At 64.5% G+C, this 26,653-nt stretch carries 24 protein-coding genes and 1 tRNA gene; 10 read left to right on the top strand and 15 right to left on the bottom strand.

Features of this window, described 5'->3' with window-relative positions:
• Positions 1-21 precede the first annotated feature (21 nt).
• The 5 genes from M9955_08715 to M9955_08695 all read left to right on the top strand — a co-directional run bounded on the left by M9955_08715 (position 22) and on the right by M9955_08695 (position 9,114).
• Complete coding sequence (locus M9955_08715; protein MCO5081724.1) at positions 22-2,043, top strand: ABC transporter permease subunit; 2,022 nt, start codon at positions 22-24, stop codon at positions 2,041-2,043.
• Positions 2,044-2,230: 187 nt separating this feature from the next.
• The gene (locus tag M9955_08710) at positions 2,231-3,121 is read left to right on the top strand and encodes a phosphotransferase family protein (protein ID MCO5081723.1); all 891 of its coding nucleotides are present in this window, start codon (positions 2,231-2,233) and stop codon (positions 3,119-3,121) included.
• A complete protein-coding gene (locus tag M9955_08705) occupies positions 3,118-5,571 on the top strand; it encodes an FAD-dependent oxidoreductase (protein MCO5081722.1) in 2,454 nt (817 codons plus the stop codon). The genes M9955_08710 and M9955_08705 overlap by 4 nt, the downstream gene beginning before the upstream one ends.
• A gap of 223 nt (positions 5,572-5,794) precedes the next feature.
• Positions 5,795-8,212 (top strand): FAD-dependent oxidoreductase, encoded by a 2,418-nt coding sequence (locus M9955_08700; protein ID MCO5081721.1) that lies wholly within the window; start codon positions 5,795-5,797, stop codon positions 8,210-8,212.
• Positions 8,209-9,114 carry a phosphotransferase family protein gene (locus M9955_08695; protein ID MCO5081720.1) on the top strand — a complete coding sequence of 302 codons (906 nt, stop codon included), beginning with the start codon at positions 8,209-8,211 and terminating at the stop codon, positions 9,112-9,114. The genes M9955_08700 and M9955_08695 overlap by 4 nt, the downstream gene beginning before the upstream one ends.
• A 12-nt stretch (positions 9,115-9,126) precedes the next feature.
• Here the strand turns inward: M9955_08695 and M9955_08690 are convergent, their stop codons facing one another.
• Together M9955_08690 and uxuA are read right to left on the bottom strand one after the other, a co-directional pair.
• A complete protein-coding gene (locus M9955_08690; GenBank protein ID MCO5081719.1) occupies positions 9,127-9,402 on the bottom strand; it encodes a hypothetical protein in 276 nt (91 codons plus the stop codon).
• A 110-nt stretch (positions 9,403-9,512) separates the two neighbouring features.
• On the bottom strand, positions 9,513-10,712 hold the full coding sequence (gene uxuA / locus M9955_08685) for a mannonate dehydratase (protein ID MCO5081718.1): 1,200 nt from the start codon (positions 10,710-10,712) through the stop codon (positions 9,513-9,515).
• Positions 10,713-10,860: 148 nt separating this feature from the next.
• Here uxuA and M9955_08680 point away from each other — a divergent pair, with 148 nt between their 5' ends.
• The gene (locus M9955_08680; GenBank protein ID MCO5081717.1) at positions 10,861-11,658 is read left to right on the top strand and encodes an SDR family oxidoreductase; all 798 of its coding nucleotides are present in this window, start codon (positions 10,861-10,863) and stop codon (positions 11,656-11,658) included.
• A 4-nt stretch (positions 11,659-11,662) separates the two neighbouring features.
• Here the strand turns inward: M9955_08680 and M9955_08675 are convergent, their stop codons facing one another.
• The 7 genes from M9955_08675 to M9955_08645 all read right to left on the bottom strand — a co-directional run bounded on the left by M9955_08675 (position 11,663) and on the right by M9955_08645 (position 19,371).
• A complete protein-coding gene (locus tag M9955_08675; protein MCO5081716.1) occupies positions 11,663-12,949 on the bottom strand; it encodes an amidohydrolase family protein in 1,287 nt (428 codons plus the stop codon).
• A complete protein-coding gene (locus M9955_08670) occupies positions 12,946-13,890 on the bottom strand; it encodes an ABC transporter permease (GenBank protein MCO5081715.1) in 945 nt (314 codons plus the stop codon). The genes M9955_08675 and M9955_08670 overlap by 4 nt, the downstream gene beginning before the upstream one ends.
• Positions 13,887-14,936: an ABC transporter permease gene (locus M9955_08665; protein ID MCO5081714.1), complete on the bottom strand. Its 1,050-nt coding sequence runs from the start codon at positions 14,934-14,936 to the stop codon at positions 13,887-13,889. Before M9955_08665 ends, M9955_08670 begins: the two co-directional genes overlap by 4 nt.
• On the bottom strand, positions 14,926-16,434 hold the full coding sequence (locus M9955_08660; protein ID MCO5081713.1) for an ABC transporter ATP-binding protein: 1,509 nt from the start codon (positions 16,432-16,434) through the stop codon (positions 14,926-14,928). The genes M9955_08665 and M9955_08660 overlap by 11 nt, the downstream gene beginning before the upstream one ends.
• Before the next feature lie 193 nt (positions 16,435-16,627).
• Complete coding sequence (locus M9955_08655; protein MCO5081712.1) at positions 16,628-17,662, bottom strand: BMP family protein; 1,035 nt, start codon at positions 17,660-17,662, stop codon at positions 16,628-16,630.
• Positions 17,663-17,802: 140 nt separating this feature from the next.
• Entirely contained in the window at positions 17,803-18,786 is a 984-nt protein-coding gene (locus M9955_08650) for a rubrerythrin family protein (GenBank protein ID MCO5081711.1), read from the bottom strand.
• Positions 18,787-18,840: 54 nt separating this feature from the next.
• On the bottom strand, positions 18,841-19,371 hold the full coding sequence (locus tag M9955_08645; protein MCO5081710.1) for a helix-turn-helix transcriptional regulator: 531 nt from the start codon (positions 19,369-19,371) through the stop codon (positions 18,841-18,843).
• 93 nt (positions 19,372-19,464) lie between these two features.
• On the opposite strand from M9955_08645, the gene M9955_08640 reads away from it, so the two are divergent.
• From M9955_08640 to M9955_08625, 4 genes are all read left to right on the top strand, one after another.
• Positions 19,465-20,121: a glutathione S-transferase family protein gene (locus M9955_08640; protein MCO5081709.1), complete on the top strand. Its 657-nt coding sequence runs from the start codon at positions 19,465-19,467 to the stop codon at positions 20,119-20,121.
• 241 nt (positions 20,122-20,362) lie between these two features.
• Positions 20,363-20,743 (top strand): TIGR02300 family protein, encoded by a 381-nt coding sequence (locus tag M9955_08635; protein ID MCO5081708.1) that lies wholly within the window; start codon positions 20,363-20,365, stop codon positions 20,741-20,743.
• 170 nt (positions 20,744-20,913) lie between these two features.
• Positions 20,914-20,989 (top strand) — tRNA-Ala (locus M9955_08630).
• A gap of 345 nt (positions 20,990-21,334) precedes the next feature.
• On the top strand, positions 21,335-22,222 hold the full coding sequence (locus M9955_08625; GenBank protein ID MCO5081707.1) for a hypothetical protein: 888 nt from the start codon (positions 21,335-21,337) through the stop codon (positions 22,220-22,222).
• Between the two features lie 228 nt (positions 22,223-22,450).
• Here the strand turns inward: M9955_08625 and M9955_08620 are convergent, their stop codons facing one another.
• The 6 genes from M9955_08620 to M9955_08595 all read right to left on the bottom strand — a co-directional run bounded on the left by M9955_08620 (position 22,451) and on the right by M9955_08595 (position 26,624).
• Complete coding sequence (locus tag M9955_08620; GenBank protein ID MCO5081706.1) at positions 22,451-23,068, bottom strand: LysE family translocator; 618 nt, start codon at positions 23,066-23,068, stop codon at positions 22,451-22,453.
• Between the two features lie 120 nt (positions 23,069-23,188).
• Complete coding sequence (locus tag M9955_08615) at positions 23,189-24,190, bottom strand: proline racemase family protein (protein MCO5081705.1); 1,002 nt, start codon at positions 24,188-24,190, stop codon at positions 23,189-23,191.
• A complete protein-coding gene (locus M9955_08610; GenBank protein MCO5081704.1) occupies positions 24,187-24,999 on the bottom strand; it encodes an isocitrate lyase/phosphoenolpyruvate mutase family protein in 813 nt (270 codons plus the stop codon). The genes M9955_08615 and M9955_08610 overlap by 4 nt, the downstream gene beginning before the upstream one ends.
• A gap of 70 nt (positions 25,000-25,069) precedes the next feature.
• Positions 25,070-25,726, bottom strand: a complete 657-nt coding sequence (locus tag M9955_08605) for an HAD family phosphatase (protein MCO5081703.1) — start codon at positions 25,724-25,726, stop codon at positions 25,070-25,072.
• Complete coding sequence (gene dut, locus M9955_08600) at positions 25,723-26,187, bottom strand: dUTP diphosphatase (protein MCO5081702.1); 465 nt, start codon at positions 26,185-26,187, stop codon at positions 25,723-25,725. Before dut ends, M9955_08605 begins: the two co-directional genes overlap by 4 nt.
• Positions 26,188-26,279: 92 nt before the next feature.
• Positions 26,280-26,624, bottom strand: coding sequence for a hypothetical protein (locus M9955_08595; GenBank protein ID MCO5081701.1), 345 nt, complete (start codon positions 26,622-26,624; stop codon positions 26,280-26,282).
• Positions 26,625-26,653: the final 29 nt, after the last annotated feature.

Below are 26,653 nucleotides of genomic sequence, written 5' to 3'. Positions count from 1 at the left end.
GGGAGCTGGTGGCGCCTCCCCATGACCCTTCCTGTCCTCGACACCGCGCACCGCGACGTCATCGCCCCGCGCATGACGAGCCGCATCTCGCTCCTCTGGCTGGTCGCGGGCGTGCTGTTCGTCGGGCTCTGCCTTCTCGGCAAGCAAAACGCCGGCTGGGCCTTCGTCTGGCCGAAGGCATGGCTCGTTCCGGCAGCAAAGTGGATCGGCAATTTCATGAAATGGCTGGTGAACGAGGCCAATTTCGGCCTCTTCACCTTCGCCGAACTCACGCGTTTCATCGCCGCGATCATCGACGTGCCCTACCGCTTCGCGCTCAGCCTGCTCTCCACCGGCTTCCTCTCCGGACAGGGGTCGAGCGCGGTGCAGATCGTGCCTCCGCTGTCATGGATCGCGGTGATCGGAATCGTCGCCCTGATGGGCTATCATGCCGGCGGGCGCAGGCTCGCCCTGCTGGTCGCCGCCTGCTTCGGCTTCCTTGCCGTGTTCGGCCAGTGGAACAGCGCCATGGTGACGCTGGCCTCGATCCTCGTCGCGGTTCCCATCGGCGTGATCGGCGGATTGCTGCTCGGCATCGCGTCCTATCGCTGGCCGGCGGTCGAACGCGCCATCACGCCGCTGCTCGACCTGATGCAGACGATTCCCGTCTTCGCCTATCTCGTGCCGATCCTCGTCCTGTTCGGCTTCGGCCCGACCGCCGCCGTGATCGCGACCGTCATCTACGCTATGCCGCCGATGACGCGCATCACCGCGCTGGCGCTGCGCGGCGTGCCTTCGGAAGTCCTCGATCTCGGCCGCATGATCGGCTGCACGCGCAGGCAGATGACGTGGCGCGTCATGGTGCCGAGCGCGCAGGACAGCCTGATGGTTGGCGTCAACCAGGTGATCATGCTGTCCCTCAACATGGTCATCATCGCCTCCATGATCGGCGCGGGCGGGCTCGGTTTCGACGTGCTCGGCGCGCTTCGCCGCCTGCAGATCGGGGCGGGGCTCGAAGCCGGCTTCGCCATCGTCGCGCTCGCCATCGCCCTCGACCGGCTAAGCCAGGCTTTCGCGAGAAAGGCGTCGCAGCCGCAGGCGGCCGGAGGCGACGCCGGCTTCGCGGCACGACATCCCTACACGCTCGCCGCGCTGGCGCTGGTTGTCGTCACCGCGCTCGCCGGCTTGATCCTGCCGGCGATCCAGAACTATCCAAAGGTGCACGAACTCTCGACCGGAAGCTTTTGGGACGAGATCGTCAAATGGATCAACATAAACTTCTTCGACACGCTGGAAGCCGTGAAGAACGCCGTGCTGCTCAACGTGCTGGTGCCGGCGAAGCGGTTCCTTGGCGAACTGCCGTGGCTCGGCGTGACCGGCCTTCTCGCCTTCGCGGGCTGGCGGCTCGGCGGCTGGCGGCTGGCTACGCTCGTCGCCGCGCTGGCAACGCTCATCGCGGCGACCGGCCAGTGGGAGAAGGCGACGATCACCGTCTATCTCTGCGGCATCTCGGTGATCGTGGCGGCGCTGATCGGTATTCCCATCGGCATCCTCACCGCCGAGCGCGAAAAGCTCTGGCGCTGGGTGCAGGTGGTGATCGACACGCTGCAGACGCTGCCGTCCTTCGTCTATCTCATGCCGGTGGTGATGCTGTTCCGCGTCGGCGATTTCACCGCCATGATCGCGGTGGTCGCCTATTCGGTGGTGCCAGCGATTCGCTACACGGTGCTCGGCATCAGACGGGTCGACCGGCGGCTGATCGAGGCAGGCCGCGCCATGGGCTGCACGCCATGGCAGCTTCTCACAAAGATCAAGCTGAAGCTGGCGCTGCCGGAAATCCTGCTCGGCATCAACCAGACCATCATGTTCGCGCTGTCGATGCTCGTCATCACCGCGCTGGTCGGCACGCGCGACCTCGGCCAGGAGGTCTATATCGCGCTGACCAAGGCGGACACCGGACGCGGCATCGTCGCGGGACTGGCCATCGCCTTCATCGCCATCATCGCCGACCGCCTGATCTCCGCCGGCGCGGGACGGGTGAAGAAGCGGCTGGGGCTGGTGTGATCGTGCGTCGTCCTGTGTTCGCGCTCCAATGCTCGGTATCGGGGCCTCCACCCCGTACCCCTCCCCACAAGGGGGAGGGAGGCGTCGACGTCTCAGAATCCCGCTCCCCCTTGTGGGGAGGGGTACGGGGTGGGGGTACTTCGAGGAGCGCCTTCGCTGCTTCCATATTCATGGTCCGACTCCCGACATGACCGCCGCCGAGGACCGCATCCGGGCGTTGCCCTGCTGGAACGGTGCGATCGAAATTGCGCCGCTGTCCGGCGGGCTTTCCAACGCGAACTATTTCGTGCGCGACGCAGCGGGCGGTCACGTCGTGCGGTTCGGCAAGGATTATCCGTTCCATCACGTCTATCGCGACCGCGAGGCGATGACGGCGCGCGCCGCCCACGCGGCCGGTTTCGGGCCTGCGGTGCATTTTTCCGAAACCGGCGTTCTGGTGACGCAATTTCTGGGCGCCAAAACCTTCGATGGGGACGATGTCCGGGCAAATGCCGAGCGTATCGGCAAGCTTGTCCGCCGCTTCCATGACGAGATGCCAAAGCATGTGTCCGGCGCGGGCTTCATGTTCTGGGTGTTCCACGTCATCCGCGACTATGCGCGCACGCTGGCCGCCAGCAGCAGCCGCCTGACGCTGGAGCTTCCGCGCTATCTCGACCTCGCCGACGAGATGGAGAAGGCGCAGGCGCCGCTGCCGGTCATCTTCGGCCACAACGATCTTTTGCCGGCCAATTTTCTCGATGACGGCGACAAGCTCTGGCTGATCGATTTCGAGTATGCCGGCTTCAACACGGCCATGTTCGATCTTGCCGGCGCGGCCTCGAACTCAGGAATGAACGCGGAAGAATCCGAAACGCTGATGGCGGCCTATTTTGGCCGCAAGCCCGATGCCGGCATCCGCCATTCTTTCGCCGCCATGCAGGTCGCCTCGCTGCTGCGCGAGGCCATGTGGAGCATGGTGTCGGAACTCCATCTCGACGCGCCGGGCGTCGATTACGTCGCTTACACGGAAGAGAATCTGGCCCGGCTCGACGCCGCGCTGGACGCCTACAGAACACAATACGGGACGAACCGCTCATGACCCTGCCCAGCCATGCCCAGATCGTCGTCATCGGCGGCGGCATCATCGGCTGCTCCACCGCCTATCATCTGGCGCGCGACCACAGGGCGGACGTGATCCTGCTCGAACAGGGCAGACTGACGTCCGGCTCGACATGGCATGCGGCCGGGCTGGTCGGGCAACTCCGCTCGTCGGCCTCGATCACGCGCGTGCTCAAATATTCCGTCGAGCTCTACAAGACCCTGAAGGACGAGACCGGGCTCGAAACCGGCTGGAAGATGACCGGCTGCCTGCGGCTCGCGACCAACCGGGACCGCTGGACCGAGTTCCGCCGGCTTGCCACCACGGCAAAGAGTTTCGGCATGGACATGGCGCTGCTGTCCCCGGCCGAGGTCAAGACGATGTGGCCGCTGATGGAGACGTCCGATCTGGTCGGCGCGTCCTGGCTGCCGACGGATGGGCAGGCCTCGCCCTCCGACATCACGCAGTCGCTCGCCAAGGGCGCGCGCATGCACGGCGCGAAGCTGTTCGAGGGCGTTCGCGTCACCGGCTTCGACATGAAGGACGGCCGCATCGTTGCGGTGAAGACCGATCAGGGCGACATTGCCTGCGAGAAGGTCGTGAACTGCGCGGGCCAGTGGGCGCGGCAGGTGGGCGCGATGGCCGCCATCAACGTGCCGCTGCAGCCGGTGAAGCATCAATACATCATCACCGAGAAGATCGAGGGGCTGGCCGCCGACGCGCCGACGATCCGCGACCCGGACCGCCTTACCTATTTCAAGGAGGAGGTCGGCGGCCTCGTCATGGGCGGCTACGAGCCGAACCCGCAGGCTTGGGAAACCGGGTTGCCCGGCGGCGACGTCCCGAACGAATGGGAATTCCGCCTGTTCGACGACGATTTCGATCATTTCGAACAACATATGACGCAGGCCATCGCACGCGTGCCGGCTCTGGAGAAAGTCGGCGTCAAGCAGATGATCAACGGCCCGGAGAGTTTTACGCCGGACGGCAATTTCATCCTCGGCGTCGCGCCGGAATGTCCGAACATGTTCGTCGGCGCCGGCTTCAACGCCTTCGGCATCGCCAGCGGCGGCGGCGCCGGCTGGGTGTTGGCGCAATGGGTGGTGGACGGCGAGGCGCCGCTCGACCTCTGGGTGGTCGATATCCGCCGGTTCTCCGGCCTGCATCGCGACCGGAACTGGGTGCGCGACCGCACGCTGGAAGCCTATGGCAAGCACTACACCATTGCCTTCCCGCATGAGGAATACCAGTCGGGTCGACCCTATATCGTCTCGCCTCTCTACGAGAGGCTGAGGGCGCATCGCGCGGTGTTCGGCTCGAAGCTCGGCTGGGAACGGCCGAACTGGTTCGCGCCGGACGGCATGGCGGTCGAGGACGTCTACTCGATGGGCCGCCAGAACTGGTTCGGACCGGTGGGCGACGAGCATCGGCACGTGCGCGAGGCGGTCGGCGTCTTCGACCAGTCGTCCTTCGCGAAATACGAACTGACGGGACCGGACGCGCAGCGCGCGCTGGACTGGATCTGCGCCAACGACGTGGCCAAGCCCGTCGGCCGTCTCACCTACACGCAACTGCTCAACACGCGCGGCGGCATCGAGGCGGATCTGACCGTCGCGCGGCTCGGCGAGGAAAAGTTCTACATCGTCACCGGCACCGGCTTCCGCGCGCACGATCTCGGCTGGATCAGGGATCATATCGGCAGCGACATGAAGGTGACGCTGACCGACGTCACCGAGGATTTCGGCGCGCTGTCACTGATGGGGCCCAGGGCTCGCGACGTGCTCGCGGCTGTCACCGACGCGGATGTGTCAAACACCGCCTTCCCATTCGGTCATGTCCGCGAGATCGACATTGCCGGTCGCACGGTGTGGGCGCTGCGCGTCACCTATGTCGGCGAACTCGGCTGGGAACTGCATATACCGATCGACGCGACCGGCGAGGTGTTCGACGCGCTGATGGCCGGGGGCAAGCCCTCCGGCATCCGGCCGGTCGGCTACCGCGCGCTCGAATCGCTCAGGCTCGAAAAAGGCTATCGCGCCTGGGGGTCGGACATCACGCCGAACGACACGCCTTTGGAGGCGGGCCTCGGCTGGGCGGTGAAGCTCAGGAAGAACACCGATTTCCTCGGGCGACGGGCCTTGGAGAAGGTGAACGGCGCGCTCCTCACGAAACGCTTCGCGGGCTTCACCGTGGACGACCCCGACATCGTTCTCGTCGGTCGCGAGACGATCCTGCGCAACCGCCAGCCGGTCGGCTACCTCACCAGCGGCGGCTTCGGCTACACGATCGGCCGGAACATCGGCTACGGCTATGTGCGCAATGCCGATGGCGTATCCGACGATTTCCTGACGGGCGGCGATTACGAACTGGTCGTGGCGATGGAAAAGACGCCGGCGAGAATCCATCTCGAACCGCTCTACGATCCCAAAGCCGAGAGGGTGAAGGGGTGAGTATCTTTGCGATGATCAAAGCCGGTGCTCCGCACCACCCCCCTCTGTCCTGCCGGACATCTCCCCCTCAAGGGGGGAGATCGGCTGTCAGGTCGGTTCACGTAAATCGCCAACGTTGGACGAAATCGACAGCGCTCAAGCTGCCGATCTCCCCCCTTGAGGGGGAGATGTCCGGCAGGACAGAGGGGGGTGTAAGGGGACACGCCGCAGGAGGAAACCGCTCATGACCTTCCGCGCCGACCGTCATGTCCATATCCTCGTCATCGGCGGCGGTGCCATCGGCACGTCGCTCGCCTATCATCTCGCTCGGGACGGCGCGAAGGACGTCCTGCTCGTCGAAAAGGCGATGCTCACCCACGGCTGCACCTGGCATGCGGCCGGCCTCGTCGGACAGCTGCGGGGAAAACGCAACCTTACCCGCCTGATGCAGAATTCCGTCGCGGTCTTCGACCGGCTGGAGGAAGAGACCGGCCAGCACATCGCCTGGAAGAAGGTCGGCTCGCTCCGACTGGCCGGAAGCGCGGCGCGCTGGAGCGAAATCCGCCGCTCCATGGGCCAGGCCAAGAGCTTTGGCGTCGAGTGCCATTCGCTGACGCCCGACGAAGCGGAAAAGCACTTCCCCTATATCGTCAAGGACGGCATCGAGGGTGCGGCCTACATTCCGGGCGACGGCTATATCGACCCCTATTCGCTGACCATGGCCTATGCCAAGGGCGCGCGGCAGAACGGCGCAAGGATCGAGGAAGGGGTCTGCGTCGAAGAAATTGTTGTCGAGGGACGCCGGGCGGTGGGCGTGGTGACGAATGGCGGCACCATAGCCTGTGACATCCTCGTCAACTGCGCCGGCCTCTGGGCCAAGCGCGTGGGGCGGATGGCTGGCGTGCCGCTGGCAGCCGGCATCGTCGAGCACCAGTATTTCCTGACCGAGAAGAAGCTCACCTTCGATCCCGGCCTGACCACGCTGCGCGATCCCGACAACAATTTCTACCTGAAGCCGGATACCGGCAGCTTCGCCATCGGCGGCTGGGAGGACGGCTCGAAAGGTTGCTGGCGCGGCGAGCCGCCGCTCGATTTCGGCCGCGAGCTGTTCGCGCCGAACATGGAACGGCTGGAGCTGTTTGCTTTGCCGGCCGCCGATCGCCTGCCAGTTCTCAACGAGATCGGCATCCAGACCGTCATCAACGGCCCGATCCCGGTGTCCTATGATGGCGAGCCGATCATGGGACTGGCTCCGGAACTCGACAATTTCTATGTCGCCTGCGGCTTCACGGCGGGCATCGCGGCATCCGGCGGCGCGGGCCTCGCTCTCTCCAACATGATCCTGCACGGCGATGCCGGGATGGATCTCTGGCCCTTCGACGTGCGGCGCTTCGGCGCCGTGCAGGCGCAGGGCCGCTATCTGGAGGAACGCGCGATCGAGGCCTATGGCGCCTACTACAAGATCCACTGGCCGGCCGAGGAGATGCACGCCGCCCGCGGCCTGCGCCGCTCGCCGCTGCACGAAACGTTGCGCGAGCGCGGCGCGGTGTTCGGCTCGAAATTCGGCTGGGAGCGGCCGAACTGGTTCCTCCTGCCGGGCAGCGAGGCCGTCGAGCTCGGCAGATTCGAGGGCAAGCCGGGATGGTTCGACGCGGTCGGCGGCGAGGCGCGCGCCATTCGCGAACGTGCGGCGCTGATCGACCAAAGCTCGTTCTCGAAATTCGAGATTTCCGGCAGGGGTGCTTTCGAAGCGCTGCAACGGATCGCCGCGAACGACCTTTCCGGTGCGCCGGGCAAGGCCGTCTACACGCAGCTCTGCAACGAGAAAGGCGGCATCGAGGCGGACGTGACCATCCTGCATGTCGCCGATGACCTTTTCTACCTCATCACCGGTTCCGGCTTCGGCATACGCGATCGCCACTGGGTGTCGCGCCATCTGCCGGCGGATGTGACGATCCGGGACGTCACAAACCGTATCGCGACCATCAACATATGCGGCCCCCGCGCCCGCGACGTGTTGCAGGCCGTCAGCGACGACGACCTTTCCAACGCCGCGTTCCCGTTCCTCACGGTACGCGAGATCGAGGTCGGCAATGCGCGGGCGCTTGCCGTCCGCGTCGGCTATGTCGGCGAATTAGGCTACGAACTCTATGTCGAGCAGGAATACGCCGCTCATGTCTACGAGGCGTTGCGCGAGGCGGGCGAGGCGCACGGCATCGCCGATGCGGGCTATCGCGCCGTCGAGCATTGCCGGCTGGAAAAAGGCTATCTCTACTGGTCCGGCGACATCACGCCCGACTACAATCCTTACGAGGCGGGACTGGGCTTTGCCGTCGCGCTGGAGAAAGGCGACTTCATCGGCCGCGAGGCGCTGGCGCGGATCAAGGCCGAGGGGGTGAAGCGAAAACTGTGCTCCTTCACCATGGACGGCTTCGCGCCGCTGCATGGCGGCGAGGCGATCCTGCTTGACGGCAAGGTGGTCGGCTCCACCTCCTCGACCGGGTTCGGCTTCACGCTCGGCAGGACGATCGCCTTCGGCTACCTGCCGGTCGAGATTGCCGACCGAACCGACTTCATGATCGAGGCGTTCGGCAAGGCGTACCCGGCACAGCGCGGGCCGCGTGTGCTCTACGATTCAAGGATGGAGAGGCTGAAGGCATGACGGACATCGCCATCGCACGCAAGGCCATGGCGGCCATCCCGCTGCTCGAAGATCACGTCGGTCCCATCACGCGGCTCGGCGGCCTCACCAATCTCGTCTTCCATGTCAGCGACTACTGCCTGCGCATTCCCGGCAAGGGCACTGAGGAATATATCAACCGCGCGCATGAAGCCGTGGCGGCGCGCGAAGCGGCAAAAGCCGGAGTCAGCCCCGAAGTGCTGTATTTCGACGCGCGCGACGGGGTGATGGTCACGCGCTTCATCGCGGGTGCGCAGACCATGTCGCCGGCGACCTTCAAGCTAAATGCGGGGGCAGCCGGGCGAGCCGGAGAAGCGTTTCGCCGGTTGCATACGTCCAGCGCCGTGTTCCCGTTCCGGTTCGAGCTGTTTTCCATGATCGACGACTATCTCAAGGTGCTGTCGACCAAGGATGTCGCGCTCCCCTCCGGCTATCACGACGTGGTGCGCGAGGCTGAGGACATCCGCTCCGCATTGGCTGCCCATCCCCTGCCAAACGTCGCCTGCCATTGCGACCCGCTCTGCGAGAATTTTCTCGACACAGGCGACCGCATGTGGATCGTCGACTGGGAATATGCGGGCATGAACGATCCGATGTGGGACCTTGGCGACCTTTCCGTCGAAGGCAAGTTCGGAGAGGCGCAGGAGGAGGAGATGATCCGTGCCTATTTCGGTGGAGAGGCGCGGCTGGGCGAGCGGGGCCGCATCGTCATCTACAAGGCGATGTGCGACCTCTTGTGGACGCTTTGGGGGCTGATCCAGCTGGCCAGCGGCAATCCGGCTGACGATTTCCGCGCCTATGCGGACGGGCGCTTCGCGCGCTGCAAGGCGCTGATGGAGACCCGCGACTTTTCCCGGCATGTCGAAGCGGTGAGACGGGGCTGAGCCCTCGCGGTGCTATTTCGCCTCAGGCGGCCGTGCATAGACGATGACTGGTCGGTAAAGCCACGGGTCGTAGTAGCCTCGATGGAAGGTAAGCGCGTCGGCGCGACGCTGGGCGCGGCGGTCAAGCTCGATGCGCTGCAGGCAGGCGGCGAAGGCGTCGTTCTTTTTCGAGAAACCGTAGGAACGGCATTGCGCTTCGTCCGCCGCGCGGCGCTCCTCCGGCGTCATCGTCGTGCAGCCGGCGGCAAACGCCGCCAGAGCGATCGCAATCAGAATTTTCGAACGCATGGACGCCTCCGTCACGATTGCTGACTATAATAGTCCACTATCGCGAGAGGTCGAGCCCGCGCCTGCGAAACCTCCTTCGGCCTCGCGGAGACCGGCCGGCGCCGAAATTCTCAGTGCAGACCGAGCGACGGGTATTTGGTCGCGCCGAGCGCCCGCATGATGCCGCGCAGTTCCGCCAAACCTTTCAGCCGGCCGATCAGCGAATAGCCGGGGTTGATGCGGGTCTTGTCGATGTCGTCGGCGAGCAGGTGCCCATGGTCGGGACGCATGGGGATCATCCAGTCCTCGCGGCCGACATCCTTGCGCTTCTGCTGTTCCGCGAGAAACGCATCGAGCACCGCCACCATGTCGGTGCCGCCCTCGAGATGCTCGGCTTCGTAAAAGGAGCCGTCCGGCTCGATGGTGATATTGCGCAGATGGGCGAAGTGGATGCGGTCGCCGAACTCCTTCACCATGGCCGGCAGATCGTTGTCGGCGCGCGTGCCGTAGGAACCGGTGCAGAAAGTGAGGCCGTTGTTCGGCGAGTCATAGGCTTTCAGGATGCGCCGCGCATCCGCCGCCGTGGAGACGACGCGCGGCATGCCGAACAGCGAGAAGGGCGGATCGTCCGGATGGATGCAGAGGCGCACGCCGAGATCGTCGGCGATCGGCCCGATTTCCTTGAGGAAATAAAACAGGTTGGAGCGCAGTTCGTCGTCGCTCATCGAGGTGAAGTCGAGCAGCGCCTGCCTAAAGGCCGGCCTGTCGAACTTGCGCTCCGTCGCGGGCAGCCCGGCGATCAGGTTGCGTTCGACGGTGGCGAGCTTTTCCTCGCTCATCGCCTCGAAACGCGCCTTCGCCTCCTTCACCCGTTCCGGCGTGTAGCTCCCGTCCGCGTCGGGGCGCTCCAGCACGAAGATGTCGTAGGCGGCGAAGTCGATGGCGTCGAAGCGCAGGGCAAGCCCCGTCGTCGGTAGCGGCCAGCGCAGATCCGTGCGCGTCCAGTCCACAACGGGCATGAAGTTGTAGCAGATGGTCTTCACGCCGGCCTTGGCGACGGCGCGCATGGAATCCTTCCAGCTATCGATCGCCTGCGCCCGCTTCCCGTCCGCGATCTTGATCTCGTTGCGGACGGGAATGCTTTCCACCACGTCCCACGTCAGCCCAGCCGCCTGAATGACGTCGCGCCGGCGATCGACCTCGGCCTGAGGCCAGGCGGAGCCGTCATAGATGTGGTGCAATGCGGAAACGATGCCGACGGCTCCCGCCTGCTTGACGTTGTCGAGCGACACCGGGTCGTCTTCGCCGAACCATCGCCATGTCTGCCGCATTTTCATCTCCTCGCTCGGAACCGGCTTTCCTAACCAAAGGGTCGTGAAAAGTACAAGAGGCAGCAGCCAAAACCTCTTGTCCGCCCATCGGCTTTGAGGTCTACCAGAAGCGCTGCGGATATAGCCGACGATGATGGGAGGACGTCACATGAAGGATCTGGCCACGGAGTTCTCGGGCAAGGTGGCGCTGGTCACCGGCACCAGCGGCATCGGCCGCGCGTCCGCGTTCAGGCTCGCCCGCGCGGGGGCGGTGGTCCTGGCCTGTGGCATCGACGAGAAGGTCAATGCCGCGATGGCGCGACTCGCGGCGGACGATGGGCTGAAGGTGACCGTGGCGAAAGCCGACGTGTCGGACAGCAAGGCCGTCGAGTCGGTGATCGGCCGGATCGAACGGGAGTTCGGCGGTCTCGACATCATCGTCAACGCAGCCGCCGCGCATCCCTACGGCACCGTGACCTCGACCGACGAGAAGACATGGAATCATTGCCTCGCCGTTAATGTCGGTTCCATCTATCTCACCGCGCATTTCGGCATCCCGCTGATGGAGAAGCGCGGCGGCGGGGCCATCGTCAGCATCTCCTCCGTGCAGGGCTACAACTGCCAGCCCAATGTCGCGGCCTATGTGGCGAGCAAGGGCGCCATCCATGCGCTGACGCGTGCCATGGCGGTGGATCACGCGAAACAGGGCATCCGCGTCAATTCGATCAGTCCGGGATCGATCCGCACGCCGCTTCTGGAAATGGCCGCGCGTGTCTTCGACGGTCCGGATGCCGATGTCGACGCCGTCATCCGCCGCTTCGGCGAGGCGCATCTGCTCGGCCGCGTCGGCGAACCGGAGGAAGTGGCCGAGATGGTGGCGTTTCTCGCCTCCGACCGCGCCGCCTTCTCCACCGGCGGCGATTATCTTGTCGATGGTGGGCTGATGGCCGGCGTGGGCGTGAAGTAGCCCGCTACGAGTAATCTACAGCGTGCCGCCGGTTGATCATACCCGGCCGGCCGGGGAGCGTCAGCTTCGCATCGCGTTTCGGCTTTTCCGAAACCACCTTGCCGCGCGAAATCACGCACAGCCGGTCTGGGCGCAACCGCACTGCTTCGATGGGGTTGCCGGCATCGAGCACGACGAGGCTGGCGCGCTTGCCGACCTCAAGGCCGAGATGGTCGAGGCCCATGATTTGCGCGTTAACGCTGGTCACCATGTCGAAACACTTCGCCATGTCGGCCGGCGACGACATCTGCGCCACATGCAGGCCCATAAAGGCGACGTCGAGCATGTCGGCCGTGCCCAGCGAATACCACGGGTCCATGCAGCAATCCTGGCCCCAGCCCACCTTGATGCCGAGCGCCTGCATCTCCTTCACGCGGGTGAGGCCGCGCCGCTTCGGAAAGGTGTCGTGCCGGCCCTGCAGCATGATGTTGATGAGCGGGTTGGGGAGCGCGCTCACCTCGGCCTCCGCCATAAGGGGCAGAAGCTTCGAGACGTAATAATTGTCCATCGAATGCATCGAGGTCAGGTGCGAGCCGTTGGCCCTGCCCTGAAGCCCGAGCCGCTGCGTCTCGTAGACAAGCTGCTCGATATGGCGCGAATGCGGATCGTCGGATTCATCGCAATGCAGGTCGATCATCAGCCCGCGCTCGGCGGCGATCTCGCAGAGTTCGGTGACGGAGCGGGTGCCGTCGGCCATGGTACGCTCGAAATGCGGAATGCCGCCAACGACATCGACGCCCTTGTCCAGCGCGCGGATGGTGTTCTGGCGCGCGGTCGGGTCGCGGTAGAACCCGTCCTGCGGGAAGGCGACGAGCTGCAGGTCGATATAGGGCGCGACCGTCTTCTTCACCTCCAGCAAGGCATCGACGCCGAGCAGCCGGTCGTCGCAGGTGTCGACATGGCTGCGGATCGCGAGCAGGCCCATCGAGACCGCCCAGTCGCAATAGGCGAGCGCGCGGTCGCGCACCTCCTCATAGGTCATCACCTGCTTCAACTCGCCCCAAAGCGCGATGCCTTCCAGCAGGAGGCCGGACCTGTTGATGCGCGGAATGCCGTAGCTGAGCGTCGCGTCCATATGGAAGTGCGGATCGACGAAGGGCGGCGAGACGAGATCGTCGGCGGCATCGATGACGCACCCGGCCTCGGCATCGATCTTCGGCTCGATCGCGGCGATCGTCTCGCCGCTGATGCCGATATCGGCGACGCGGCCATCCGGCAGGGTTCCGCCCTTGACGATCAGGTCAAAGCTCATCTTTCGCCTTTCTGGTAAGGGATCATCAGCGCCTTGGGATATGTCGCGCGGCGCGCGACGAGCACAAGGGCCACGATGGAGAGGATGTAGGGCAGCATCAGGAAGACCTGATAGGGCACGACGCCGCCGGAAAGCTGTTGCAGGCGGATCTGGTAGGCATCGAAGGCGGCGAAGAGAATTGCGCCGATCAGCGCCTTGCCCGGCCGCCACGAGCCGAACACCACGAGCGCGATGCAGATCCAGCCGCGGCCGTTGATCATGTTGAAGAAGAAGGAATTGAAGGCCGACATGGTGAGGAACGCGCCGCCGATTGCCATCAGCGCGCTGCCGGCCATCACCGCACCCATGCGGATGGCGGTGACGGAAATACCTTGCGCCTCGACCGCCGATGGGTTCTCGCCGGCCGCCCTCACCGCAAGGCCGAGCGGCGTGCGGTAAAGCACCCAGGCGATGACCCCCACGGTCAGGAAAGCGAGATAGGTGAGCGGGGTCTGCGAGAACAGCGCCTCGCCGAGAATCGGTATCCGCGACAGGCCAGGTATCGGCAGCGGCGCGAAAGGCTCGATCTTCGGCGGCGAGGTGACTTCCGGCAGCATCAGCCGATAGGTGAAATAGGTGAGGCTGGTGGCGAGCAGCGTGACGCCGATGCCGACGACATGTTGCGACAGGCCGAGTGGCACGGTGAGCGTCGCGTGCAGGAAGCCGAAGGCCGCGCCGGCCAGCGCCGCGACGACGACCCCGGTCCAGAGGTCGCCGCCGGAATAGACGGTGAACCAGCCGGCAAACGCGCCGACCGTCATGATGCCTTCGATGCCGAGATTGAGAACGCCGGCCCGCTCGCAAATCAGCTCGCCCATCGTGGCGAAGATCAGAGGCGAAGCGATGCGGATCGCGGCCACCCAGAACGACGCGGTGAGGAGGATTTCGAGAGCCTCGGTCATCTCCACCTCACCCGATATCTGACCAGGAGCATCGCCGTGACCATAGTGAGCAGCGACGTCGCCACCATCACGTCGGCGATATAGCTCGGCACCCCGGCGGAGCGGCTCATGGCGTCGGCGCCGACAAAGACGCCGGCGACGAAGATGGCGGACAGCACGACGCCGAGCGGATTGAGCATGGCGAGCATCGCCACCACGATGCCCGAATAACCGAAGCCCGGCGACAGATCGAGCGTCAGGTTGCCCTTGAGGCCGGACACTTCCGAGAAGCCGGCGAGCGCCGCCAGCCCGCCCGAGAGCAGCGCCGTCTTCATCAGCACCGCGTTGACCGGAATGCCGAGAAAGCGCGCGCCTTCCGCATTATGGCCGACAGCGCGCATCTCGTAGCCCAGCGCGGTCTTCTTCATCACCACCCAGACCACGACAGCAGCCACCAGCGCGATGACAAAGCCGTAATGCAGGCGGCGGCCGGTGACGATGCGCGGCAGTTGCGCCTCGGCAATCACTTTCTGCGATTGCGGCCAGCCGAGGCCCATCGGGTCCTTCAACACGCCTTCGAGCAGCATGGAGACGAAGAGCAGGACGATGAAGTTCAGGAGCAAGGTCGTCACGACCTCGTCCACACCGAAACGCGTCTTGAGCACGGCCGGGCCGAGCAGGAGCAGCGCGCCGGCAGCCATCGCGGCAACCATGATGATCGAGATCAGTAGAAAGGACGGCAATGGCAGCAGGCCCGCGCCCAAAACGACGGTGACGATCCCGCCAATATAGAGCTGCGCTTCCGCGCCGATGTTCCAGAGTTTTGCGCGGAAGGCGACGGCCACCGCGAGACCGGTGAAGATCAGCGGCGTCGCGCGCGATAGCGTCTCCATCAGCGCGAACTGCGAGCCGGCCGCGCCTTTCACGACGAGGTAGAAAACGGAGAAGGGCGAGGCTCCGGCCGCCAGAACAAGCAGCGATGCGATGACGAGCGTCGCGAGGATCGCGGCGAGCGGGTACAGGAGGAGCACGCCGAGCGACGGAGCGGGTTTCGGCTCAAGGCGCATACCCGACCTCCGCATGTCCCGCCATCAGCTCTCCCAATTCGCGGATCGTCCGCTCGCCGCGCCGCGACGGCGACGACAACTTTCCCTTGCTCATCACAAGAATACGATCGGACAGCGCCAGAATCTCCTCCAGATCCTCCGAGATCAGCAGGATCGCCGCACCGCGGTCGCGCGCTTCAAGCAGGCGCTTGTGGACATAGGAGACGGCGCCCACATCCAGCCCCCGCGTCGGCTGGTTGGCAAGGATCACGACAGGATCGGGATCGAGTGCACGGCCCAGAATGAGTTTTTGCATGTTGCCGCCGGAAAGCAGGCGGATGCGCGCTTCGGGCGACGGACATTTGACGTCGTAGTCGCGGATCAGTTCCTCGGCGAATGCGCGCGCCGCCTTCCAGTCGAGGAAGCCGCGGCGGCTGAAGCGCGAGGTGCGGTAGCGTTCGCCGATGACGTTCTCCGTCACGCTCATGTCGCCGATCGTACCCACCGCATGACGGTCTTCCGGAATGCGGGCGACGCCGCCACCGAGCGCGGCTCTTGGGGACCAGTTGGACTGCGGCGTCCCTTCAATGGAAATCGAACCCGCAGCCGGTCGCTCGACACCGGCGATGAGCGCGGCAAGCGCTGCCTGCCCGTTGCCGGAAACGCCGGCGAGGCCGGTGATCTCGCCGGTGGTCAGCGTCAGCGACACCTCGTCGAGCGGGGTGGCGTTGCCGCGCCGCAAGGTCGAGACGCCGTTCAGAACAAGCAGGGGTTTGCCGGGCTTCGGCTCCGAAACGGCAGGCGGGGCAACCTCCTGCCCGACCATCAACGCGGCAAGCTCCTGCCTGTTGGTCTCGGAAGTCCGGCGCTCGCCCGACAACCTGCCGCCGCGCAGCACCAGCACGCGGTCGCTGACCGCCATCACCTCGTTCAGCTTGTGGGAGATGAAGATGATCGACAGGCCGTTGGCGACAAGCAGCTTCAGCGTGCGGAACAGCGCCTCGGACTCGGCCGGCGTCAGCACCGCCGTCGGCTCGTCCAGAATGAGGATGCGCGCGTCGCGATAGAGCGCCTTCAATATCTCGACGCGTTGGCGCTCGCCGACCGAAAGTGTGGCGACGACGGCGCGCGGATCGACAGCGAGGCCGAAGGTTCTGGCGAGTTCCGCGATGCGGGCGCGGGCGGCCGTGCGGTCGAGTTTCGCGCGCCACAGGCTCTGCGTGCCGAGCGCGATATTCTCCTCGACCGTCATATTGTCGGCGAGGGTAAAATGCTGGTGGACCATGCCGATGCCGGCGTCGAGCGCGGCGCGCGGATCGCCGGGCGGCAGTGCCCTGCCGAAGGCCTCGACCGCTCCCTCGTCGGCGACATAATGGCCAAAGAGGATGTTCATCAGCGTCGTCTTGCCGGCGCCGTTCTCGCCGAGCAGCGCGATGATCTCGCCGCGTGCAAGGTCGAAGGAAATGGCGTCGTTCGCCAGCACCGGGCCGAAGCGCTTGCTGATGGCAGAAAGGCGCAGGACGAGGGTGCGCCCCGCCCCTCCCCCTTGCGGGGAGGGTGGTTCGCGAAGCGAACCGGGTGGGGTAACCTCTGCCAAACTCGGCCTCGTAAGCAGGATAGCAATAACATGAATGGGGTAGCGCTTGCGGTCAGCTACCCCACCCGGCGGCTTCGCCGCCACCCTCCCCGCAAGGGGAGAGGGATACCAGCGCTCAGCTCGACTTGGGCTCGGCGTCGTTGATCTCGACGGTGAACGAGCCGTCCTTGATGGCCTTTTCCTTCTCGGCGACCTTGGCCTTCACGTCGTCGGGCACCTTGCCCTCGAAAGTGCCGAGCGGCGCGATGGAGCAGCCGCCCTCCTTCATGAAGGAGTAGACGCCATAATCCTCGGCCTTGAAGGCCCCGGCCTTCACCTGCGCGATGGCGTGGTCGAGCGTCGGCTCGAAATGCCAGAGCGCGGAGGCGACGACCGTATCCGGATAGTCGGCCTGCGTGTCGATGACGTTGCCTATGGCCAGCACGCCCTTCTCCTTGGCCGCGTCGGAAACGCCGAAGCGCTCGGCATAGAGCAGGTCCGCGCCGCCGTCGATCTGGGCGAAGGCGGTCTCCTTGGCCTTGGGTGGGTCGAACCACGAGCCGATGAAGGACACCTGGAATTTGGTGTCAGGCGCCACTTCCTTCACGCCGGCCATGAAAGCGTTCATCAGCCGGTTCACTTCGGGAATCGGATAGCCGCCGACCATGCCGATATTCTTCGACCTGGTCATGGCTCCGGCGATGATGCCGGTCAGATAAGAGGCGTCCTGGATATAGTTGTCGAAGGTCGAGAAATTCGGCAGCGCCGCATCCGGCTTGAAGCTGGAGCCCATCAGGAACGCCACGTCCGGATAGTCCTTGGCGACGGTGCGGGCGGCGTCCTCCACACCGAACACCTCGCCGAGGATCAGCTTGTTGCCGGCTTCCGCATATTCGCGCATGACGCGCTCATAGTCGGTGTTGGAGACGTTCTCTGTCGCGACATAGTCGATGTCGCCGCGGTCCTTCGCCGTGTTGGCCGCCTTGTGCAGCCGGCTCACCCATTGCTGTTCGAAAGGCACGGTGTAGATCGCCGCGACCCTCAGCTTCTCTTGCGCGAAGGCGCGACCCGCGAAGCCGCCGAGCACGCCAAGGGCCGCGCCGGCGCCTGCTGCCTTGAGGATGTTACGACGCGTCGGCGCGCCGAACCGTATGTTCGCAATGCTGGACATTCTGACCACCTCTGGTTCGCACAGTTATCGGGATTCCCGTCTGTTTTTATCGTTTGGTCAACGTTAGGCGAAATCCGCGGGGGCGGCAATCGGGCTGCCGCCGGCAAACGGGCGAATTCCGTCGCGCCGCGCGGAGACCTTCAGGCGTTGCCGATCAGCACGCCGGCGGCGAAGACCAGCGCGCCGCCGAGCACCACCTGAAAGGCCGCCCGGAGGAACGGCGTTTCCATGTAGCGGTTCTGGATGAAGGCGATCGCCCAGAGTTCGAGAAAGACGACTCCCGCCGCGATGCCGGTCGCGGTCCAGAAATTCGGGATGAGATAGGGCAGCGCGTGACCGAGGCCGCCGATCGCCGTCATGATGCCCGACGCCAGACCGCGCTTGACCGGCGAGCCCCGGCCGGACAGCTTGCCGTCGTCATGTGCCGCTTCGGTGAAGCCCATGGAGATGCCGGCGCCGACCGAGGCTGACAGGCCGACGAGAAAGGTTTGCCAGGTGTCCTGCGTGGCAAAGGCCGCGGCGAAGATCGGCGCCAGCGTCGACACAGAACCATCCATCAGTCCCGCCAGTCCGGGCTGCACATAGGTGAGGATGAACTGCCGCCGCTCGGCACGCGCCTCCTCGCCCCGAATATTTTCCGGCACATGCTGCGCCTCGAGGCGGCGGGCGAGCGATTCGTGACCCTTCTCGGCCGCCGCGAGGTCGCCGAGCAGTTTTCGCGTGGAGGCATCTGACGTGCGATTGGCGGCGGCCAGATAAAAGCGCTCGGCCTGCCGCTCCATCTCCTCCGCCTGCGCGCGTACGCGATCGATGCCGAGCGGCCGGACCAGCCAGTCCGGCTTGCGATCGTAGAAACCGCGCACATGCTCGCGGCGGATGAGCGGGATGCGGTCGCCGAAGCGCCGCCGATGCTGCTCGATCAGACTGGCGCGATGGTGGTCCTCCTCGTCCGCCATGCCCTCAAAAACCTTGGCGGATTGCGGGAATTCATTGTGCAAACCATCGGCATAGGCGCGATAGATGCGCGCATCGTCCTCCTCGGAGGATATGGCCAGCGCCAGCATCTCCTGTTCGCTCAAGGAATCGAATGGACGCCGGCCAAAGCCGAAAACACGCAAAAGCATAGTCGCAAGCTCTAGTTTAGAATTATTCTAAACTAAGCGCACACCTGAAAGAGATCAATCGTGTTGCGCGACGCCTTTCGCCGCAGCACGCTGCCTTTCGACGACGGCTTCGTAGGCCGCCTGAAGCTTCTGTCGCACGGTCGGGCCATCGCGCGGGACCGTCCGGGTCGCGCGCAGATGCTCCTCGCGCAGATCGTCCATGAACTCATCCAGCAGCGCGGGGCCGCCCTCCTCCATCAGTCGCGCGCGGATGGACAGTTCCTCGCTGACGGGCAGCCAGCGCCGGCCCCAGGCCCCGAGGCTCGCCAGGATCGGCAGGGTTGAGATCGACATCTCCGTCAGGCTGTAGATGGCCTTCTGCTTGTGAGAGGGATCGTCGGACTTCGTCAGCATGCCCTGTTCGACCAGCGTCTTCAGCCGGTCGGCGAGGATGTTGGAGGAAATCCCCTCCTGATTGCGCATCAATTCACGGAAATGGCGCCTGCCCCCGAAGATGATGTCGCGCAATACGATCAGGCTCCAGCGATCGCCAAAGACCTCCAGCGAAAGATTGATCGGACATCCCGATCGGTGCGTAGCGTCCAAAACCATGGCCCCGGCAAAACCGCTTGCGTTATCGTATCGGTTGGATTATCCATCAACCGCTTTTGAAATGCAATCGGTCCTCGGAGAGCTAGGATGACGGTTCGCCTCTACTATCACCCGCTCGCCTCGTTCTGCTGGAAAGCGCTGATCGCGCTCTATGAGAACGAAACGCCGTTCGAGCCCATCCCCGTGGATCTCGGCGACGAGGCGTCCCGCGCGGCCTTCCTCGCCGTTTATCCGGTCGGAAAATTCCCCGTGATCGAGGAAGGCGGCCGGATCGTTCCGGGCTCATCGAGCGTGATCGAATATCTGGCGGCGCACCATCCCGGTAAGGTGCGGCTCGTCCCGGAAGACGCGGATGCAGCGCTGGATGTCCGCATCTGGGATCGCTTCTACGATTCCTATTTGCACGAGCAGATGCAGAAGATCGTGCTCGACCGGCTGCGGCCCGAAGACCAGACCGATCCGACGGGCGTGGCGCAGGCGCGCGAACAGATTCGCTCCTCCTATGCGATCCTGGATCGGGAAATGGCAGATAGGGAGTGGGCTGCCGGCGAGTGGTTCTCGATGGCCGACTGCGCCGCCGCCCCCGCCCTATTCTATGCCAGTAAGGTGGAAGGCATCGGCCCGGAGCACGACAATGTCACGCGTTATCTCGACCGGCTGAAGGCGCGTCCGTCCTTCGCTCGCGTGCTTGCCGAGGCAGAACCCTACTTCAAATTCTTCCCCGCCCGCCCCGGAGACAATTGATCGGTGTGACATCGCGACGGAAGCGCGGGCCGGAGTTCATGCCCGACCGGCGCAGCTGCACGATCGCCAAAACAATCCACCGGCGGAAACGGCCTCCGGCGCGACGGCGCTCGCTCCCGTCCCATGGCTTCGAATGTCGGCGGGGAAGCAGCAAAACACATCAAACGCGGGCGTCCGATTATGTTTTGACAGGCACAGCAAGTCTGGTTAAGGGGACCAAACTTTTCTGACGAGGTCGCCAGTGGCTAAGCCCGAACTTGGTACAAAACGCATCGATCCGGAGACCGGCCGGAAATTCTACGATCTGAACAAGGACCCGATCGTGTCGCCCTATACGGGCAAGAGTTATCCGCGCAGCTATTTCGAGAGCAGTTCGCCCACGTCGATCGACGAAGAGGACGAGGTCGAGGAGAAGGAAGTCGACAGCGAAGACGCGGTCGAGACAGTGTCGCTCGAGGATGCGGACGACGAGGCGAAGGGCGGCGACGACCTGCCGGATCTGGGCGACGACGACGTGGACATCGGCGACGACGATGACGACGTCTTCATCGAGGACGAGGAAGAGGAAGAGGACGACGTTTCGGGCATCATCGGCGTCGGCGACGACGACGAGGAAGTCTGATCGCAGCCGGTTTCGCAAATCCCTCCGCATGCCCATGGGCGGAGTTCAGAAAAAGCCTCCATGCGGGCTTGATCTTCACAAGGTGCGGGGTTAGAAGCCGCACCTACTCGGGCGCGGGAAACTCGCGCCGACCTCTTCGCCGGAAACGGCGCCGGCCAAAGCCGGAGCGTGGGGCCATAGCTCAGTTGGGAGAGCGCTTGAATGGCATTCAAGAGGTCGTCGGTTCGATTCCGATTGGCTCCACCAAATTTTCCGCTGAACGCCGTTGAAAACGTGGGGTTCTGAGGCGGAACTCAATCGACCTCACTTCGCCTTTTTCGTATCGCCATTGTCAGCTTTCCGGTTCCCTGAACCACGGCGCGGAGAACCGCTCGGTTTCCCGCTTCGTTTGTAATGCGCGCGTGCCCGCAGATGGCTGACAGGGAGTGTCCTGCCGGCAGGACGCAGGACGATAAAAGTCTATCCTTGAGAGACCTTTGCCGCGGCTCGTGTTCCGCATATCATTTCGCTGCAGTTTCGCTGCGCTGAACGGGACTTGCCATGTCGACCTTGTCTGGCCTGCCTCCGATCGTCCTCGGCCTCCTGAACAACATGGACAAGCAGGGCGAACAGATACTCGGCACATACATGTATGGCGGCGGCAAGCCCCACGACGTGTACGATGATCCGATCTGGTCTCCTTACATGATGGCGAACAACGGGCTGCGCCGACAGGTGCTGGGGCGGGTGATGCTCGTCGTGAAGGCGCTTCTGGACCGGAAGAGCAAGGGGCGCTTTCCCGTCAGCGAGACCTTTCACGCGGAATGTCCGGAAAACAACGACTTCTCCGGATACGCGTTCCTGCATGGCACGAACCAGACGGTCGGTGACTTCAAGGTCGTTGGCTGGGCTGAAGTCGAAGATGCCGTCGATCCCGAGGAGGGCGCCTGGGACGTCCATCTCGACCTGAGATACGTGTTCAACGACATCGTCGATCCGAACGGCAACTACGCGATGGACAGCGCCCGCAACATTGCCGCGCAGGTGGTGACCCTGGGTCAGGCGACCGCCTACAGGCTTTCCATCAGCTGGGGTGCGAAGAGTCTGTGCGAAGTCCGCCCAGGCAAGCCGGTTGCCCTCTACGGATATCCGTCAGACCTCCAGCTTCCAGTCAGGCCCCTGCCCCGGGGCAAGCTGGACGTCTGGGCCCTGGAACGCGAGCATGCGAAGGAGATCGAGGCGAAGATCATGCAGCAGTTGCGCAAACGTATTGCTGCGCATGACATCTCGGCCATGGCCGACCGGAAGCGACGACTGCTCTGGCTGTTCTACCGGCTTAGCGGGCCTATGGGCGCGACCTATCGTGAACGGATCGCCAAGGCAAACCACAATGACGAACTCGTTCGCCTGCTGCGCGACAGGATAAGCAGCGAATTGCGAGCTGAACTCATGGCGGCGCTGCGTGGCGAGCGGCCGACCGTGGTGGAGCCAGGCTCATAAGCAAATCCCGGCCGCGCCGGTATGTGGGCAAAGGATGTGAAAAGCCCGCTCCATTGCTGGAGCGGGCTTTGCCTAAGATGATCAGCGCGGCTTGATGAGGCCGCTTGCCGAAGTGCTAAGTCCCATATTGTGCCAGAAGCAACGTGTCATAAGATTCTCCCTTGCCTGAGTTTCCCTTACGGAAGGCAGGAGATGACGACTGTATTGTAAAGTCAATCTGAAACAGGGCTATTGCCGGGCGGCGATTGCCGCGGCCGCGCCCATCATGAAGGCCGCGGCGGTGCGGTTGAGCGTCTTCAGCGCGCGGGGCGTCTGCAGGAACCAGCGCGCCTTCGCTGCCAGAGCCAGATAGGGCACAAGCACGATGACGAGTGTGATCACGGTGAGAGAAACCAGCGCCGCGTAATCGCCGGGCGTTATCGTACGCAGGTCAACCAGCGTCGGCGTGAGCGCGAGATAGAAGATCATCGTCTTCGGATTGCCTATGGTCACCGCATAGCCGGCCGCGAAGCTCGAGATCAGCCCACCCCGGGCCTTCTTCGCCTCGACCTTCTCCGCCGTGATGCCGCTCGTCCAGAATTGCCAGCCGAGCCACGCGAGATAAGCCACTCCCAGCCATTTGATGACGAGGAAAACCGTGCCGAAAGTCTGCGCCACGAGCGCGAGCCCGAGCACCACGGCCGTCAGATAGGTGAGGTCGCCAAGGATGAGGCCGAAGCACATGAAAAGCGATGAACGGAAGCCGGAACCCAGCGCCCGCGCCACGAGCGCGGTAATGCCGGGGCCGGGAATCGCCGCTGCCACCGCGAGAGCGCCGCTATAGGCCAGAAAACCGGAGAGGGTCATGGATCGATCCGTTTGCGCGCCATTCTTATTCCATCACGGCGCCTTCGGAAATTCGGAATTCGGATGCAGGGTTCAATGAATGTGATCGATCCGCCCATAGCCGCAGCGGGCGGATGACGGCTACCGCACCAGAAAGCCCTTGCCGAGTTCGTCGTCCGCCTCGATCCAGAATTCGGATTTGCCGGAATAATGCGCCCTGCCCCCGACCTGCGCGACGATGGCTGCGCGGCCGTCCGAAAGGCTCGTCTGCCGGGCGACGCTGCCGGTGAAGCGCGACCCGACGATGCTTTCGAACAGTCGTGTCTCGTCAATGCCGATCTCGCCCTTCGCATGCATGGCGGCAAGCCGCGCGGTGACACCGGAGCCGGTGGGCGAACGATCGACCTCCGCATCGGCAAAGACGCACACGTTCTTCGTGGCGACGCCGTTCGCGCCATCGCCGCCGTCCGTCAGGATCGTGCCGTAGAGGAAGCCGAGATCGGCCGCGTCGGGATGGGAGGGCGGATAGGTCTGCTTCACCTTCTCCGTCAGCGCCGTCGCAGCATCGACGAAATCGCGGGCACGGTCGCGGCCGAATTCGAGACCGAACTGCCGGCAGTCGGCGAGCGCGTAAAAGGCGCCGCCGTAGGAAATATCAAAGCCGATCCGGCCGTAGTGGTCCAGATCGAGCGTCAGGTCCCGCGCGAACAGGAAGGAAGGCACGCTTTCGAAAGAGACGGACCCGGTCTTGCCGTCCTCTACCTCCACCGATGCCGCGACCATGCCGCAAGGGCATTCGATGTTGACGGTCGTGACCGGCTCGACCGCCGGCACGAGGCCCTGATCGATGGCGTAACGGCCGAGCGCGATGACCGCATGCCCGCACATGGTCGAATAGCCTTCATTGTGCATGAAGAGCACGGCGAGATCGGCGCCGGGCAGGTCCGGCTCGACCAGCAGCGCGCCGTACATGTCGTAATGGCCGCGCGGCTCGAAGATCAGCATCTTGCGGAGATGGTCGAGATGGTCGCGGACATGAGCGCGCTTCTCCAGAATCGTCCCTTTCGGGATCGGCGGGTAGCCGTCGGTGACGATGCGCAGCGGCTCGCCGCCCGTATGCATGTCGATGACGCTGAGCTTCATGGCCGTTCGCCTCCGAGGAGGGCGGCCACCCGCGCCGACGGCATCACTTCGCTGTTGAAGGTGAAAGTGCCCTTGTCGAGGATTTCCCGCGCAGCCCGCTCCACCGCGCCGAAAGCGGCATTGCTGAGGCGGGGGCCGAGCGAAATGCGCTTCACGCCCGCCTCGGCGAGTTGCGCCACGGTCAGATTCGGCCCGCCGGCCAGCACATTGACCGGCTTGCTCACGGACGCGCAAATCTGCCGGATCATGGCTATATCCGGGATGCCGGGCGCAAACAGCACATCCGCGCCGGCTTTTTCGAAGGCCTGAAGGCGGCGGATCGTGTCGTCGATGTCCGGCCGCTTCCAGAGAAAATTCTCGGCACGGGCGGTTAATACGAAATCGCCGGACAGGGCGCGCGCCGCTTCCGCCGCCGCAGCGACACGCTCCACCGCATGGCCGAAATCATAGATGGGGCTGGCCGGATCGCCGGTATGGTCCTCGATCGAGCACCCTGCGAGCCCCGCCGCGTCGGCGGCGAAGACCGTCTCGGCAGCGCTGTCCGGGCTGTCGCCCTTGCCTTTCTCGAGATCGCCCGAGACGGGGATGTCGACAGCCGCCGCCATTTCCTTGCAGTGCGCGATTATGTCCTCGAAGCCGACTTCGCCGTCCTGAAGACCCCGCGTCCAGGCGAAGCCGGCGCTCGACGTCGCCAGCGCCTTGAAACCGAAGCTCCGGATCAGCTTCGCCGAACCGATATCCCAGGGATTCGGCATGACGAAGATGCCGGGGCCTTCGTGCAGCGCGCGAAACAAGCCGCCGTTTGCCATGTGGACCTCCTGCCAGCGAAATAGTGCGCGAAATCTATCCGTGGCGCGGTTGGCCGGCAATCGCTTCTGATCAGGCCAGACCGATGATTCCCGACAGGTCGCGCATGTTGTCGAAGACGATGCCGCCTGCCGATGCCAGCGTTTCCCGGTGGGCGAACGGATCGCCGGCATAGGAATAGACGGCCATGTCCGCCGCGCGACCTGCCCTTGTGCCAGCGACGCTGTCCTCGATGACGACGCAGCCAGCCGGCGGCACACCCATCGTCGTGGCGGCGTGCAGGAAGAGGTCCGGGAACGGCTTGCCCCGCGCCACCATGGTGGAGGAGAACATTGCGTGCTGGAAATAGGGCAGCAGGCCCGTCGCGCCGAGCGTTATGTGCATCTTGGAGACGCGCGCCGAGGAGGCGACGCAGTAAGGGATTTCCCTCGTCCGGAGTTCCTCTATGAAGCTGCGCACATGCGGCACTTCGGTGACGCCGGCGGCGAAGAGATCCGGCAGGCCGAGATTCCAGCGCTCGACGAAATCCTCTCCGAGGTCGATGCCAGCCTCCTCGATCTCGCTCTTCACCGACATCATGCTGCGCCCCTCGAAACGGCGGCGGCAGGTTTCGTAGTCGATCGGATAGCCGGCTTCCGTCAGCCACTGCGACAGGCGCGTATTGCTGAGGCCTTCCGTGTCGACCAGCACGCCGTCGCAGTCGAAGATGACGAGCGAGGGCCGCATCAGGCGGCGCCGGTGGAGCCGAAGCCGCCCGCGCCGCGCCCGGTAGCCCCGGCGAGGGCACGCTCCTCCAGCGCTGCACGCGTCACCGGAGCGATTATGATCTGAGCGATGCGCATGCCGCGCGTGACGCGGAATTCCTCGTCGCCAAGGTTGACGAGCAGCACCTGAACCTCGCCGCGATAGTCGCTGTCGATGGTGCCGGGCGTATTGAGGCAGGTAATGCCATGCTTGAGCGCGAGTCCGGAGCGGGGCCTGACCTGTCCCTCGAAACCCTCGGGAATCTCCACGACCAGCCCGGTCGGCACGAGCGCGCGGCGGCCCGGCAGGATCAGCAGCGGGCGGTCCTCCGGCACTGCGGCGCGCAGATCCATGCCGGCCGCGCCCGCCGTCTCGTAGGCGGGCAGGGTCAGATCCGTATTGTGCGGGAGGCGGACGATTCCGATCAGCGGGGCGGCGTGTGTCATGGCGGCGATGCTATCGGACGCCGCGCCCGCCGCGTCAACCGGCGATGAAAGCGGCAAACGTCTTTGTCGCGCACACCCTGGCTGCCGCGCCGCTACTCGATCGTGATCGGCTCCGTGGTCTTCTCGACGCAGATCACGCAGCAGGTTTCGCAGCTCCGGTCATTGTCGGGGCCGACGCCCCAGAAAATCCGGTCATTGCCGTTGACCCAGGCGCCATGGCAGATGCGCTCGCCCTCGCGGCATTCGATCCGCACGGACTTCCGACCGGATTTTTCCAGCAGGTAGACCTTGTCGCTGCCCGGCCACCGCGTCCCCGTATCCTGCCCGAACAGTTCGATCACGACGGCGCGCGGATAGTCGTTCTTCATGAAGAAGGTCATCTCGCCGGCCGCGGCGGGAACGGTCAGCAGCAACAAGGCCAGGAACGTGCGAATCATGCCGCACTTTGTCAGCCCGGGCACTCTGC

The organism is Rhizobiaceae bacterium (assembly GCA_023953845.1).
GTDB lineage: Bacteria > Pseudomonadota > Alphaproteobacteria > Rhizobiales > Rhizobiaceae > Arvimicrobium.
Note: the sequence above shows the minus strand (reverse complement) of the source record. Positions and strands in the feature narration are given on the sequence as shown.

What these genes read in the sequence shown, in the direction of transcription:
- M9955_08690 (MCO5081719.1), bottom strand. Translation starts at nt 9,402, where the DNA reads ATGCGTTCGAAAATTCTGATTGCGATCGCTCTGGCGGCGTTTGCCGCC.
- M9955_08670 (MCO5081715.1), bottom strand. Translation starts at nt 13,890, where the DNA reads ATGACCGAGGCTCTCGAAATCCTCCTCACCGCGTCGTTCTGGGTGGCC.
- M9955_08625 (MCO5081707.1), top strand. Translation starts at nt 21,335, where the DNA reads ATGGACAAGCAGGGCGAACAGATACTCGGCACATACATGTATGGCGGC.
- M9955_08640 (MCO5081709.1), top strand. Translation starts at nt 19,465, where the DNA reads ATGACGGTTCGCCTCTACTATCACCCGCTCGCCTCGTTCTGCTGGAAA.
- M9955_08610 (MCO5081704.1), bottom strand. Translation starts at nt 24,999, where the DNA reads ATGGCAAACGGCGGCTTGTTTCGCGCGCTGCACGAAGGCCCCGGCATC.
- M9955_08710 (MCO5081723.1), top strand. Translation starts at nt 2,231, where the DNA reads ATGACCGCCGCCGAGGACCGCATCCGGGCGTTGCCCTGCTGGAACGGT.
- M9955_08680 (MCO5081717.1), top strand. Translation starts at nt 10,861, where the DNA reads ATGAAGGATCTGGCCACGGAGTTCTCGGGCAAGGTGGCGCTGGTCACC.
- M9955_08700 (MCO5081721.1), top strand. Translation starts at nt 5,795, where the DNA reads ATGACCTTCCGCGCCGACCGTCATGTCCATATCCTCGTCATCGGCGGC.
- M9955_08655 (MCO5081712.1), bottom strand. Translation starts at nt 17,662, where the DNA reads ATGTCCAGCATTGCGAACATACGGTTCGGCGCGCCGACGCGTCGTAAC.
- M9955_08615 (MCO5081705.1), bottom strand. Translation starts at nt 24,190, where the DNA reads ATGAAGCTCAGCGTCATCGACATGCATACGGGCGGCGAGCCGCTGCGC.
- M9955_08675 (MCO5081716.1), bottom strand. Translation starts at nt 12,949, where the DNA reads ATGAGCTTTGACCTGATCGTCAAGGGCGGAACCCTGCCGGATGGCCGC.
- M9955_08620 (MCO5081706.1), bottom strand. Translation starts at nt 23,068, where the DNA reads ATGACCCTCTCCGGTTTTCTGGCCTATAGCGGCGCTCTCGCGGTGGCA.
- M9955_08650 (MCO5081711.1), bottom strand. Translation starts at nt 18,786, where the DNA reads ATGCTTTTGCGTGTTTTCGGCTTTGGCCGGCGTCCATTCGATTCCTTG.
- M9955_08595 (MCO5081701.1), bottom strand. Translation starts at nt 26,624, where the DNA reads ATGATTCGCACGTTCCTGGCCTTGTTGCTGCTGACCGTTCCCGCCGCG.
- M9955_08705 (MCO5081722.1), top strand. Translation starts at nt 3,118, where the DNA reads ATGACCCTGCCCAGCCATGCCCAGATCGTCGTCATCGGCGGCGGCATC.
- M9955_08665 (MCO5081714.1), bottom strand. Translation starts at nt 14,936, where the DNA reads ATGCGCCTTGAGCCGAAACCCGCTCCGTCGCTCGGCGTGCTCCTCCTG.
- dut (MCO5081702.1), bottom strand. Translation starts at nt 26,187, where the DNA reads ATGACACACGCCGCCCCGCTGATCGGAATCGTCCGCCTCCCGCACAAT.
- M9955_08695 (MCO5081720.1), top strand. Translation starts at nt 8,209, where the DNA reads ATGACGGACATCGCCATCGCACGCAAGGCCATGGCGGCCATCCCGCTG.
- M9955_08715 (MCO5081724.1), top strand. Translation starts at nt 22, where the DNA reads ATGACCCTTCCTGTCCTCGACACCGCGCACCGCGACGTCATCGCCCCG.
- uxuA (MCO5081718.1), bottom strand. Translation starts at nt 10,712, where the DNA reads ATGCGGCAGACATGGCGATGGTTCGGCGAAGACGACCCGGTGTCGCTC.